The following is a 12,910-nucleotide window of genomic DNA, read 5'->3' as shown; positions in this document are numbered from 1 at the left end:
GTCAGAGCGGCTCGGTGATCGTAGCACCAACGAATCGGCCACGTGGACGGAGCAGTGAACCGGTCAACCGTTGCTCCTGGACGTGCGCCACCCACCCCGCTATGCGAGCGAGGACGAAGAGGGCACCCGGAACCTGCCTCGGCAGTCCCATTGCGCGAGTGAGGGCGAGAATCGCCAGTTCGTGGCGCGGGTGGATTTCTTGCCGCGCCGACATCTCTTCCACAAACCCATAAATTGCTACAAGCTCCTTGGATTGGCTCGCTCTTCTCTTTGCCACTTCGAATAGATATTTCGCGCGCGGATCACCATGGGGATACAGTGGGTGTACGAAGCCCGGCACGCTGATGCCACGTTTTTGCAACTCGGACGCCTTTTTTATGAGCGCTGCCTTGGTTCGCGCGCCGTCCAGGAAGTCATCGACACGATTGTAAAGCCGCCCAATTTGCACGCCTGAACTCGTACAAATACCGGACGTTATGCAGGCGTGCAGTGAGGCTCCACTCGACGCCGATACCCGAGCGGCGAGCGCACCAGGTGACAGCTCGTTGTCTGCGAACAGCGTCATCATCGACTGCATCGCTTCGTAGTTTTCCTCAGTCGCGTCCAGCGAAAGCGCACGCATCAAACCTTGAACGATTGTCTGGCCGTCCTGCATCGGTACGTAAGCTGCCTTCGTCGTTGCGAGTCCGAAGCAGCCGACGAGTGTCAGGATGATCTGTCGAGCCGAATTAAGAGTCTGGCCGCCATGCACGCGTTCTTTGACGGAGCCGCGACTGAGCCCAAGTTGCAAGGTAACGAGCGCGAATATCTCCAACAATTGCTCCGCCGCAGCAGGCGATGCGAGCGACTGCGTCAGTCTTTTGAGTTCCGGGTTGAGGGCGGTCAGGGACCAGTTCGTTGCCTGGTCGTTCCACATTCCAGTCCAGAGCAATTCGGCGACAGCTTCAAAAGGAACCAGCATTCTTGCCAGGTCTCCGGCAAGGCGCCCCCTATACCGTGGCCCTGCCGGGGTGATCTCGGTGATCGATGTGGGAATAATGGGCTCGCCCCAGTTCATCGCCGATGCAGCGACTGCCCCGTGTCCGGAACGCGCTAGCGAACGCGCTTCCATCCGCTCGATGTCATCGCGCCAATAAAGCCGTTCCTGTCGTCCAGGCTGTTTGATACTGCGAATGAGGCCTCGACTTACGTAAGCATAAAGAGTCTGCTTGCGCACTCCCAGGATCTCCATTGCTTGTGCCGACGAAACGTAGTCCTTTCTACCTGCCAATTCAGACTTTCCCATCATCTGCCCCAATAGCTGACTCGCATCAGATTGACTTGATTGATTCTAGCATCGAGATTGATCAACAGAGGTGGAATGTCTATAGGTAGGTCAACGGGAATAATAGAACCGGAGACGCCACGTCAACGAGATTCTGGCCGCAGGGTATTCGCCTTTTTTTTCAATCTCGATGCGGTTCGAAGCAGGTGCGCAACCCGAACGTGCTCCCTTCCGCCAATTTGAAAAAATGAGTGCCAAAACGCCCAGCCAAACTACGTTAAAGTGGTCAAATTATGACAAAAAAGGATCCGAAACGTATTCGATCTATGGGATAGAAAGTATGTAAAGGTCACGTTGCACATGGTCGGCAAGGCGGCCGAAAAGTTTCCTGTGCTCGCTCGCTAAATCGTCGAACGAACAATCGTGTGCCAAGTATTCAGAGCAAAAAAGTCGCATCGCGCACGCCGGGACAATGGTATTCAAACAAAAAATTGCTCGAACTCTCGCGCCAGAACTTCTGGTTGCTCCTCAGGCAGCCAGTGTCCACTCATCGGCACGATCCTCGCGGTCACCCGCTCAGCGACACAACTTACAGACTGTCGCGTAATATCGCCGAGGGACGCCTCACCGGCTATCGCCAACACCGGCATCGTCAGCTTTTCCTGTGCCCATGCTCGGTTGTCTGCGGCGTCCTTAAAGATGGTCCTGTAGTAGCCCATCGTCGCCCGCATGGCACCGGGGGCACTATAGTGCTGTACATATTCCTCCAACGCGCGCGCATCCACCGCGTCAGGGTTGTACGAGTATTCCCGATAGAAGAAAGAGAGGTACTCGCGTTCACGGCCCTCCAGCAGCATCTCTGCCACATTGTCGGCCATATGGAATGTGAAGTGCCAGAGCCCACCACCATCTGGCGTCATCTTCATGGCCTCCTCGTAGCCAAATCCCGGAAGAACCATCTCGACGATGGCAAGCGCCCGTACACGGGCGCGGTGCTGTGCGGCCAGCGCGTATGAGACCGCCCCACCGAAGTCATGGCCAGCAAGAAAGAAGTCCGGAATCCCCAAGTGGTCGAGCAGCGCGATGATGTCGTTGGCCATCGTCCGTTTATCGTAGCCAGACACTGGTCGCCCTGTGTCGCCTGCGCCTCGCAGATCGGGGACAATGAGTCTGTACTTGCGGGCAAGCAAGGGAATGACGTGATTCCATTCGTACCAAGTCTGAGGCCAACCATGAAGCAGGACTAGTGGTTCGCCCTCGCCAGCAGTCACGTAATGCATCTTCATCCCGTTGATTCTCAACGTGTGGTGCTGCAATGAGGTTGTGGTGGTCATATTGGGAAGCCTTTCATGAAGTGCTAGTTTCGTTTACTTACGCGCACGGAGTGTCGTCTATACGAATCTCGCCGGATTCGCCCGTGGGACGTTGCTGGCCGACTTGCTTCGTGATTAGCCGATGGTTCAGTCCGACGTCGGCGTACTGGTCAATCTTGTGTGGGTGTCAGCGTCCCTCCGGCACAAACGACGGTGCGTGATGCGACCGCAGTGCATCGGTTGCGATGCCTGGTGGACGCATATAGCCGTTGCCTGTCGGAGCGGGATACATGCTCGCCGCTGACGAACAGCCCGGCGTTGGCGCGTTGCCCCGCGCGGCCGAGTTATCGGCGCGATGATCAGGCGGTTCGGCGGGGAATGGCGGCCGATGCCGAGGGGGCGAAAGGCCGACTCATGCTTCCTCCGGAGCGATGTAGTGCATGATCCATCAAACTGAATCCGGGATAAATGCGGTCGAATGGAAATAATTGATCCATGAATGAAGCAATCAATATGGAATTGCTGAACGACATGAAGACGACGTCAGAAATTCGGACAGGGCGATAAGTGGCGCTCCCGGAATCTGAGCCCGGCATAATGCCGGCAAAGGCAACCAGAAGATGACAAGAGAGAACCCGGCGGATGCACTCAACGGCGTTCAAGGTAAAGGTCGCACGGCAGGGGACTTGGCGAACGCACACTGACCGAACAGGCACAGCGGGTCGATTCCATCCAAACCGGATCACGGAATGGAGGCGACGGCGTCAGGAGCGCGCAGCCGACGTGTTCAGCGCAGCGAGCCGCTGGTCGATCTGAACGCGGCGATATTCCCCGTATCCCGGCCTTCGTACACCCCGTGCGGGATGCCAATTGGTTGAGGGGAGCAATTCAGTGAGGCGAAACCGCATCGGTAGCCGCAATTCGAGAACTTCGATGAGTCGGAGCCTTCCGACGCGCAGAGCAGGTACGTGACCCGCACCGGATGCGGGAAGCATAGCCAAACCATTTGCGGGCAAGCAACCAATGAGAGAGCGCGGCCTGGCTTCAAGATTCGTGCGGTAGTGCCGATAGAACGGACTGGCCGCCAACAAATTCACCGGAGCTTCTGTGCCCAGAAATAACGACAAACCGAAACGCATTTTCAGGATGTTTAACGCTGACGAGGACGTATTGGACTTCAAGTTCTCATACAACGAAGAGGAGACTGCCGAGCTTCACGCGCGGCTGAACGGGTCCACTACGATCACCGAACACGATCTTCGTCGTGTGTCACTTTGGAAGTCGGACCGGGTGCTATGCGTGTCTGAAGGGACTCTAGCCAAACTCAACGAGCTCTCAGCGGTTGAGGGTTTGACGCTCACGGACAGCAGGGTCAAGGAGGTGATTGATGATCTCGTGCTCTCGCAGGGCATCGGGTTCCCGATGGCGAGCGCAATTCTGAAGTTCATCAACCCGACCCTCTTCCCGATCATTGACGTGCGTGCATATCGAGCGCTCACCGGCGTTCAGCCGAGCTACGCGACCTACAGCTACGAGAAATACATCAACTATGCGGAGAAAGTGGCTGACGTTGCCAGGAGGCTCAAGCGGCCAATTCGCGAGATTGACGAACAGTTGTATTGCTACGACAAGCGGCACAACGGCAAGATTTGAGCTGAGGCTGGATGCAACGCCGCGCACTGAGTTTTCGTGAAAAAATTCATGCACCGATTTCTGATAAGGGTCACCCCTATCGTTGTCGTAACTGCGAGTCTGTTTTCTCGCGGTGGACACGCCACTGAGGAAGGTATCAACGTGGAGCGAGCAGTGCGTCTCGTTCTGACGCAAGTTGCTAACACAGGAGAGGGCGCGAATTGCGACCAGATCCTTATAAAAGCAGGGATTGCGGACATAACGGCGACGATCCAACGAGGCGACTATCTCGAAGCATTCTATAAAGTCGACCGCCACGCCGCCCTGTTAGCGACATGCGGGACACAAAGGCAATGGAAGCTTAGCTCGACCGCCGAATTTGTTGCTACCCAATTGGTTGTCGCCGTGCAATTGCAGTCCAAGCTACCTGAGCAGCAGCGAAACCTGTACGTCATTCGGCGGAACGAACAGTGGGCCACAGTCTTGATTCAGTATGCCCGGCAGTCTCCTGATAACCGGATCGAGGCGGAAGAGGACTGGCGAATCCTCGAACAGAGTCGTAAGCAGATGTCGCTTTCGGAACAGCGTCCCTAGTATTGGAGCCCTTGTTATCGCTCTAGGAGTCCGGCAGGCGTTTCGTTAGCAGTATGGCCGGCGGAACCTATCTGAACGGCCGCTTTGGATACGGGCCACCGACCCTTGAGGGGCGGCTACGGAAGATCGATTCAGCGTAAGTCTGGATCAGAGCGAAGCGCGGGTTGAACTTCCCGTTTCGGCCGAGATGGAATGGACACCGCCCTCCCTCCGGGGAATTGGGCACGATTGAGGGCCTCCAGGACCGAACGGCATCGATGTGCCAAATCTATGGTCCACCCCATTTTTGCAACCCTGATCTTCGATGGCGAGTTGGCTTGCTTAAATCTATTCGGCGTCGTTGTGGGGATTGCTCCCCCGCGCCACGATGAGATTCGCGCCTGACGATCCTTAACAGTGGGTCGGCTTCGAAAAGCCTCTTTGGCACTCAGGTTCTTCGTCAGGCCGGTGTGCCGTTCACGTCATCAATTTTCAGTCGTCGCAAAACCAGTTGGATGATTGGCAAATAGTGATAGAGCAGTGGTGGATCAGAGTGGATGGCTTGTGAAGCCAGCGTCGAAGGTGGTCTGGCGCGCAACAATTGCCCAGGCGGTCCGGGCCAGCTTGTTGGCCAGCGCACACGCCACTACGTTTGAATGCCGTTGCGCAAGCATTGCGCGAACCCAGTCCGCCAGACGACCGGTACGTTTCTCCAGGCCTCGCATGTAGGCTCGGGCGCAAAGGACGAGCAGGCGCCTGACATTTTTGTCGCCGCGCCGGCTGATCCCGAGAAGATTGCTCTTGCCGCCCGTACTGTATTGCCGGGGAACGAGCCCAACCGGCGCCGCAAAATCGCGACTGCATCCGTACTGCTTTGCGTCGCCCATTTTCGCGGCCAACGCGCTCGCGGTGACCGGGCCGACTCCCGGGATGCTCATCAGGCGCTGTCCGACCTCGTCGTCAGCGAGCTGACGCGCGAGCTCCTGGTCAATCTCACCGATCTGTTCTTCAAGGTACTTGAAGTGCTGGTGAAGGCGTTCGAGAATCGCAACAAGCCGGGGTGGCAGTTCCTGCATGGCGAGCACGACCGGCAGACGCGTGATGGCGGTCTTGCCTACCGGCAGGCTGATGCCAAACTCGAGGAGAAAACCATGCATCTGGTTGACGGTTCTGGTGCGCTCTCGCACCATCGATTCACGCACACGATGCAGCACCGAAAGTGTCTGTTGCGATTCCGTCTTCGGGGTTACGAATCTCATGGTGGGGCGCGACGCTGCTTCGCAGATCGCCTCGGCATCGACGAAATCATTCTTGTTTGACTTGACGAATGGCCTGACGAACTGCGGCGAGATCAGGCGCACCGTGTGCCCGAGTTCGGCAAGCTTGCGCGCCATATGATGCGAACCGGCGCAGGCCTCCATAACGACGGTACAGGCATGGAACGTCACGAAGAATTCGATCAGTTGCTTGCGGCTCATCTTTTTACGGAACACAGCCTTGCCATTAGCGTCCTGCCCATGCAGGTGAAAGCTGTGTTTGCCCAGATCGATACCAACGAGCGTTACGGCGTCCATGATGGTCTCCAGTTCGGGATGAACACTGCCAGCCTAACCTGACCAGCGGGGCGGGGTGGACCATCCCATTAGTGGAGCTGCGACACAACCACTTGAGGAACGGAGGCCCCAGATGAATGCTACGACATACGGACTCGACATTGCAAAACGGGTGTTCCAGCTGTACTGGGTCGACGCCCAAACTGGCGAGATCGCGAACCGGAAGTTCGGACGAGACGATTTAATTGCATTTCTGGCGCGACGCCCCGCCGGTCGCGTCGCCCTCGAAGCTTGCGGAAGTGCTCACTGGTGGGCGCGTAAGATTCGCGCGCTCGGACACGAGGTCGTGCTATTACACGCCCAATTCATTCGACCTTTCGTGCAAACGAACAAGACTGATGCGGCGGACGCCCGGGCGATCTGGACTGCAGTGCAGCAACCCGGTATGCGCACGGTTGCCGCCAAGACAGAGGATCAGCAAGTAATGCTAAGCCTTCATCGTATGCGCTCGTTGCTCGTCAAGTTTCGAACAATGCAGATAAATCAGCTGCGTGGGTTGCTGTATGAATTCGGCGTTACGTTTCGTGCAGGACGTGTGGCAGGACTCGACGAGATCAGGGAGCGCATGGCAGAACTCGAAGACACACTGCCACGATCGATACTTCTTAACCTTCTCGAACAGCTGCGTCGCATCAACCTGTTTGAGGAGGACATCAATCAACTCAAGAAGCGGATTGGCGCCTGGCAGAAACACGAAGCTGCATGTCGTGCGATCTCCGAAGTGCCGGGCATCGGCCGCCTGACTGCAACGGCCTTAGTCGCAACAATTGGAGATGCGAAGACATTCAGGTCGGGGCGCGAGTTCGCAGCGTATCTGGGGCTTGTTCCTCGTCAGAATGGTACCGGCGGAAAGATACGGCTGGGCTCGATCTCCAGACGTGGCGACCCATACTTGCGTACGTTGCTGATACATGGGGCGCGCTCTGTTCTGTGTCACACCAAGGTACCAACCGCATGGCAAGAGGCAATACAGGTGCGACGTCCAGCAAATGTAGCAACAGTGGCCATGGCGAACAAAATGGCGAGAATCGCCTGGGCGATCCTCGCTCACGGGACTTCGTACGAAGCGCATCATGTGAGCAACAGACCTGCATAGCAGGATGAGCACTTTGAAGCGTTGAGGAACTGGTAGGTTGCTTGGGTTGATTTCAATGTGATGGCGAGACAGGTCGGACCGCAGGAACGCAAACCTGAACACAGTCTTGTGCTTCAAGCACGTGGTCGAGACGAGGACGTTCCTGGCGTATTCCATCAGGGCCCGCAGCTTCGGCTTGCAAAAGGCCGCATATAAGACCGCAGCCGATACCTCGTTCACGTATCACACAAGATCAACCTGGCAAACCGGGCGGTGTCCAGCTGAGGCCCTGAGGGGCCTTATTGCGACCGGTGATGTCGGGAAGATCGCCGGGTCCACAAACCGCGCTCGAGCACGCCAGGCAAACTCGCCTCAACGCGAAAAAAGTCGTTTCCACACATCCTCGGCCAGAACCGGCCGGTCGACATTGCCGCACAGATCGTCGACAATTAAAAGGAAGCGAATTGACTTCCACCTATTTGAGATTCTGACGACAGCCTCATGCTAGAGATACATTCGCCGACCTTGGATGATGCAGAGGCACTCCTCGAGTTCGAACTGGAAAACCGGAGCTACTTTGAAGGTTGGATCAATGCGCGGGAACCCGACTACTACAATCTAGGCTCGGTCCAGCATGCCATTGAGATGGCTCAGAGCGACGCGTCCGCAGACAAGGCGTATCAATTTCTGGCGAAGTGCAATGGCGTGATCGTCGGCCGAGTCAATCTCACCAACGTCTCCCGTCCGTACTACAACAAAGCGACGTTAGGGTATCGGATTGGCGAACGGTTCGGCGGCAATGGATATGGGACAAAAGCAGTGAAGAAAATACTGGAAAAGGCTCGAATCGAGTTGGACCTGTGGCGGATTGAAGCAACGATAAGACTCGATAATCACGGTTCCGCGCGCGTTCTGCTAAACAATAGCTTTGTGGTATATGGAACTGCGCGACGCAGCATGAAACTACATGGTGTGTGGTACGACTTGATCCATTTCGAGCGGCATTTATCCGGGTGTGCGAGCGAGGGATCTTCCTGCCCCGCTGATAGAACCTTAACCGAGCCGGGAAGCTTCCAAAGGTCCTCGCGCCGATGATCGTCGGCCCGAGTTCGGCCAGCAGGAGACGACCGCATTGACGCGCCGAACGGCCGAATCTGGTGTTAAAACGAACATTCGTCGTTGGTTGCTTGTGGCACATTGTGAGCGTTGACGACCAGATGAACTGAGCAGGCCGTCAAGAAATCGAATCACGATCGGGGGAACTGATGGCGCACTCACTTGAAGTTCCGTGTTGGACGCGAGGACGCATTTGGCCGACGCTTGCATATTTCGCGGTCGTATCGGCCAGCAGTTTAAAATTGTATAAAGGCAGCCATGCGTCGGGTCCGTGGATAGTGGCACTCTACTCGATTTTGATAGCTGTGCCAGTCTGCCGCCTGTTGTTTAAAAAGACGTTTATATTCTCTGGACATCCAAAATCGATTCGGTGTGAGTCGCGTTTCGCCTGTGTGCGGCTAACAAGCCGTGCTTTGGATCCAACCGGGTTTCTATGGGTTCGCTCACGAATGGGATCATTCGAACCTCGAGATGCCATCATTGAAATTGGAAAAGGGCATTCCTACGACGCGGTAACTGTGCAAATCATCAAGTATGCGATGACCGAGACGCCCGAGGTGATCAAGACCCGCGCGGAAATCGCTGCGATCCTCGCGATCCCGGATCGCGGACACGAGCACTTGCCTCCTCAGAGGGAATTTCCCAAGCATTTTTCAGCGAGCGACAAGCGCTGAATATCCATGAAAAACGGGTCAGCCCGTCACCCTACCGACGTCTGAAACTGGATAGGAATCAGCCCACCCGGGCGCCATACGCGACGACCGAGAAGGGTCGACTTATGCCTTTGGCATAGAATTCTCGGTCGGTGATCAGTCTTGTCCAGTGCGCCTTCTTCCGGTGACTGGACTAAGGCACAATAAACGCGGAAGTCACGCGCGACCGGCGGCATCGCACCGCTCGCGTTGCGCCAATCGCACCCGTGGAGATGCGCTATGGAAAACCTCACGAGAAGTTGCTCGACGCTTGCTGCGTTGGCTTTCCTGCTGACTGGATATGCCGCCGCCGGCGCGCCACATAGCGGGCCACATCTAAGCCCAACGGAGTGCCGTGACCTGGCCGAGATTAAAAGCAAGGCGCCTCGGACGAAGTCGCAACAGCGAAGCGAGCTTTCGGCCCTGAGGAAAGCGGGCTACAACCCGTCACCGTGGCACGACGACCCACACTACCCAGCGAATCTACACGCGGCGCAGCGCCAGGTCGACCACTGGTTCGAAACGGACTGCAAGCAGTTGCAACCCCAGTGAGAAGCCCCCGGAGCCACTACGGACCTCCTCAGACATAGCGCACTGCAACCGTGCGTCGCGTTGCAGCAGCACTGATTCCGTGGGCTACAGACTGCCCCACGGCTCTCCTTCTCAACGATCGGAGGTATGTGTCGGACCGAGTTCGGCCAGGAAGCGTCGTTCGCCAGAATCTTCGGCCAGACATTCAGACGTCAGAGACCGCTCCGAGAGCGGTCGTTCGGTCGCCCTCTCAAGTTTCGCCATCAGCTGCCGTAGATCCGGTGTGGCCGCCCTATGTTCGGTTACGGGAGGGGCGTCCAACGTATCGGGGGAAAGCTGAAATGTTAGAAGCGACGATCCGGGGCGACGATGTAGCAACCGTGTGGCATTTCAGGATGAGGTCGTGGATCGGTTGGCTTTCGCGAGAATCTCGGCATCCCGATTAAAACGGAGTCGCCTTCGACAGTCATTCGACCTTTCGCTCGCAGCGCAGCTCAACTCAGGTGTTATAGCACTTATCCATTACTGAAATCCGCTATGAAAATCATAACTCGAAATTTCTTGCTCGTTGCAGTTCTTCTCTCTTTATCCAATCTCGCTTCGGCTCTTGATGACCGTTTGGTCGGTAACTGGCAGGGGCAGAGAAACAAGGATGGAAAATGCTCCTATATGGCGTGGACTATGAAAAGATCATTGGACGGAAAGTTCGAAATTGCGTTCTACAAAAATCCTGAAAAGACTCAGCTTTTGAATGAGGAGCGGGGCCAGTGGGAAACAAAGGGCGACAAGATCTCACTCACCACGGAGGGCGTTCCTACACCCGATGTCTACACCTACACTTTTACAGACAACGATACCGTTCATGTTTCAGCTATTGAGCGAGACCCTTCGGCCGATTGCATGGCTGACTATGAATTCACGGATCATCGGGTTAAACCGTAAAGATCACTTGGAGCCGCGAGCAGAGACTCTACCGAAAGATACAAGCAGGACGAAATCTGCTAGCGACATATCGGAGATTTCCTTGCAATGATTTTGCGGCTGAAGATTCTTCAAAAATGAATTGGAGTGGGGGCGATTTCGAACCTTGACGATCTGCTGACCAGGGTAGGTATTTCAGCGGCCGTGTTTTTGAAGCCGCGATGCCGGTTGGCACTTGCCGTCCTGGTAAGCAATATCCGAACGCCGACGCAGATTCACTTGGGCAAAGCAGCGCCAGTCTGCTGCTTCCCGGGTGGCCTTCGGTAGGTTCAGGAGATTACGCATGCCATGCCGGAAGTGCGCGTCATCGGCGAACAATACGGTTTCTGGCAAAGACTGGCATTTTGCCGTTCGTATCTCTGACTTACAGTGCAGTGGACGCCCTCGGCCGGCTCTGGGGTAAGGACCGGGCGTCGGAGTGTTCCTGCCGTGGTACGAGCTTCGGTGCGAGGCGTCTTAACGCGCTCTAGCCGCTCCATTTCGTGACCGTCGCGTCCCGGCCAGTGCAGCTCGAGGAAGAGACGTTTTGAATGCTCGGTGGCGATCTGATGAAAAGTTAGGCATCGGAAAATATCCTCTAAGTTAATCCGAGCTTTTCGAATCTTCGCTAAAGTGCGGTTTTCCGGGGCTTCGTTCCTATCGTACAACCGGCAGTATCGAGACGGGCTAAGCGAAGCAAATGGCGTCGTGGAGGTCCCGCTTGCTCGAGACTGGCCAGGTGGCGTCAGTATCGAGCACTGCGAGTCACGAAGAAATGTGAACCCGTCGATATCGCCGGGTTCACACAAAGGTTCACGAATTTGCAGCAATTGGCCTTTGGATTAGCCCCGTCTGGTTGCGGTAGTAACGCCCCAGACCCACAATCCCAATCAGGGACACGAAGGACAGCAGCGAAAAGAACACGGCGAGCGGGAACCATTCGCCTTGGTATCTTTGGGCGAGTATGGTCCCGACCATCGGCGTGGTTCCGCCTGCAATCATCGCGCACAGCTGGTAGGCGATTGAGATACCCGAGTAGCGAACGCGCGTCGGGAATGCGGGCGTCATAAAGCCAGCGATCACTGCGTAGATTGCAGACAGCGTCACGACCGCAAACGAAATTCCGGCGACGATTGCGAACGGATTCTCTGTCTTGACGAGGAGAAACATCGGGTACGGCGTGAGCATCGACAGCACGGCCGCGCAGGTCAGAAAGCGGACCTCGCCGAAACGCTGCGCGAGCAGCGCAGAGACCGGCTGTGACAGCAACTGGATAATGGTGACAATGAAAAGGCAGTCAAGAATGAACGACTTCGACATGCCGAGGTAGGTCGTCACGTATGAGATCATGAAGGTGTTGGTGAAGAAGAATCCGGCGGACCCAATGGTCGTTGCGGCTGCGGCAAGAATGATCGGATACCACGCTGTGCGCAATACTTCGGCGACGGGATTTTTTGCCACGGCATTTCCGTTGCGCACGCGTTCGAATTCTGGCGACTCTTTCACGCCGAGGCGTATCGCAATACCAATCAACAGCAACACGAAGCTCGCGAGAAAGGGCAGGCGCCAGCCCCATGAAACGAAGCTGTCGTGATCAAGCGACGTGACGAGCCGAAACGAGATTAGCGACAGAATCAACCCGGCAGGGCTGCCCATTTGCGGAAACGATGCGAAGAACGTTTTGCGCCCTTGCGGCGCGTGTTCGCTCGCCATCAGCACGGCACCGCCCCATTCGCCGCCCACGGCAATCCCCTGCAACACACGCAACAGGACGAGCAGTATGGGCGCCCAGACGCCGATCGTCGCATATCCTGGCAACAGACCGATGCCCGTCGTCGCTATACCCATCAGGAACATGGTCAGCACCAGCATCTTCTTGCGCCCGATCCTGTCGCCGAGGTGGCCGAACACCGCTCCGCTCAGCGGGCGCGCAACGAAGCCGACAAAGAAGGTCGCAAACGACGCCATCGTGCTGACGAAGTGATTGGTGCCCGGAAAGAACACGTCACCGAGCACGAGCGCGGCGGCCGTTGCGTACGTGTAGTAATCGTAGAACTCGACGGCGGTGCCGATGAACGCCGCCGTCGCGGCGCGCACTGGCTGCTGGGTGCTGGGTGTGAGGTTGGACATGGGCTTTCTGT

The 12,910-nt window shown here is 56.5% G+C and carries 11 protein-coding genes; 7 read left to right on the top strand and 4 right to left on the bottom strand.

Annotation, left to right across the window (positions count from 1 at the left end):
• Position 1 precedes the first annotated feature (1 nt).
• Together BLT65_RS06640 and BLT65_RS06635 are read right to left on the bottom strand one after the other, a co-directional pair.
• Positions 2 to 1,288, bottom strand: coding sequence for a citrate/2-methylcitrate synthase (locus BLT65_RS06640; RefSeq protein WP_244186441.1), 1,287 nt, complete (start codon positions 1,286 to 1,288; stop codon positions 2 to 4).
• 455 nt (positions 1,289 to 1,743) lie between these two features.
• Complete coding sequence (locus BLT65_RS06635) at positions 1,744 to 2,598, bottom strand: alpha/beta fold hydrolase (protein ID WP_091776303.1); 855 nt, start codon at positions 2,596 to 2,598, stop codon at positions 1,744 to 1,746.
• Positions 2,599 to 3,747: 1,149 nt separating this feature from the next.
• Between BLT65_RS06635 and BLT65_RS06630 the strand changes: the two genes are divergently transcribed.
• Complete coding sequence (locus tag BLT65_RS06630; protein WP_143036489.1) at positions 3,748 to 4,230, top strand: hypothetical protein; 483 nt, start codon at positions 3,748 to 3,750, stop codon at positions 4,228 to 4,230.
• 36 nt (positions 4,231 to 4,266) lie between these two features.
• Positions 4,267 to 4,803 (top strand): hypothetical protein, encoded by a 537-nt coding sequence (locus tag BLT65_RS06625; protein WP_167306459.1) that lies wholly within the window; start codon positions 4,267 to 4,269, stop codon positions 4,801 to 4,803.
• Between the two features lie 527 nt (positions 4,804 to 5,330).
• On the opposite strand, the gene BLT65_RS06620 is transcribed toward BLT65_RS06625, so the two are convergent.
• Positions 5,331 to 6,356 carry an IS110 family RNA-guided transposase gene (locus BLT65_RS06620; protein WP_091776294.1) on the bottom strand — a complete coding sequence of 342 codons (1,026 nt, stop codon included), beginning with the start codon at positions 6,354 to 6,356 and terminating at the stop codon, positions 5,331 to 5,333.
• A 112-nt stretch (positions 6,357 to 6,468) separates the two neighbouring features.
• Here BLT65_RS06620 and BLT65_RS06615 point away from each other — a divergent pair, with 112 nt between their 5' ends.
• From BLT65_RS06615 to BLT65_RS06595, 5 genes are all read left to right on the top strand, one after another.
• Entirely contained in the window at positions 6,469 to 7,491 is a 1,023-nt protein-coding gene (locus BLT65_RS06615; protein WP_091776290.1) for an IS110 family RNA-guided transposase, read from the top strand.
• A gap of 480 nt (positions 7,492 to 7,971) precedes the next feature.
• Positions 7,972 to 8,565 (top strand): GNAT family N-acetyltransferase, encoded by a 594-nt coding sequence (locus BLT65_RS06610; protein WP_091776287.1) that lies wholly within the window; start codon positions 7,972 to 7,974, stop codon positions 8,563 to 8,565.
• Positions 8,566 to 9,035: 470 nt separating this feature from the next.
• Entirely contained in the window at positions 9,036 to 9,260 is a 225-nt protein-coding gene (locus BLT65_RS47835) for a hypothetical protein (protein WP_244186440.1), read from the top strand.
• Positions 9,261 to 9,518: 258 nt separating this feature from the next.
• Positions 9,519 to 9,830, top strand: a complete 312-nt coding sequence (locus tag BLT65_RS06600) for a DUF4148 domain-containing protein (RefSeq protein ID WP_091776281.1) — start codon at positions 9,519 to 9,521, stop codon at positions 9,828 to 9,830.
• 516 nt (positions 9,831 to 10,346) lie between these two features.
• Entirely contained in the window at positions 10,347 to 10,751 is a 405-nt protein-coding gene (locus BLT65_RS06595; RefSeq protein WP_091776279.1) for a lipocalin family protein, read from the top strand.
• A gap of 831 nt (positions 10,752 to 11,582) precedes the next feature.
• On the opposite strand, the gene BLT65_RS06590 is transcribed toward BLT65_RS06595, so the two are convergent.
• Positions 11,583 to 12,899, bottom strand: coding sequence for an MFS transporter (locus BLT65_RS06590; protein ID WP_091776276.1), 1,317 nt, complete (start codon positions 12,897 to 12,899; stop codon positions 11,583 to 11,585).
• Between the last annotated feature and the right edge of the window lie 11 nt (positions 12,900 to 12,910).

This window comes from Paraburkholderia steynii, assembly GCF_900100565.1.
Taxonomy (GTDB): Bacteria; Pseudomonadota; Gammaproteobacteria; order Burkholderiales; family Burkholderiaceae; genus Paraburkholderia; species Paraburkholderia terrae.
The sequence above is the reverse complement of the archived record's forward strand: the minus strand, read 5'-3'. Positions and strand labels throughout refer to the sequence as shown.

Coding starts and splice junctions, on each gene's coding strand:
- BLT65_RS06595 (WP_091776279.1), top strand. CDS start 10,347: ATGAAAATCATAACTCGAAATTTCTTGCTCGTTGCAGTTCTTCTCTCT.
- BLT65_RS47835 (WP_244186440.1), top strand. CDS start 9,036: ATGGGATCATTCGAACCTCGAGATGCCATCATTGAAATTGGAAAAGGG.
- BLT65_RS06600 (WP_091776281.1), top strand. CDS start 9,519: ATGGAAAACCTCACGAGAAGTTGCTCGACGCTTGCTGCGTTGGCTTTC.
- BLT65_RS06635 (WP_091776303.1), bottom strand. CDS start 2,598: ATGACCACCACAACCTCATTGCAGCACCACACGTTGAGAATCAACGGG.
- BLT65_RS06610 (WP_091776287.1), top strand. CDS start 7,972: ATGCTAGAGATACATTCGCCGACCTTGGATGATGCAGAGGCACTCCTC.
- BLT65_RS06590 (WP_091776276.1), bottom strand. CDS start 12,899: ATGTCCAACCTCACACCCAGCACCCAGCAGCCAGTGCGCGCCGCGACG.
- BLT65_RS06640 (WP_244186441.1), bottom strand. CDS start 1,288: ATGATGGGAAAGTCTGAATTGGCAGGTAGAAAGGACTACGTTTCGTCG.
- BLT65_RS06615 (WP_091776290.1), top strand. CDS start 6,469: ATGAATGCTACGACATACGGACTCGACATTGCAAAACGGGTGTTCCAG.
- BLT65_RS06620 (WP_091776294.1), bottom strand. CDS start 6,356: ATGGACGCCGTAACGCTCGTTGGTATCGATCTGGGCAAACACAGCTTT.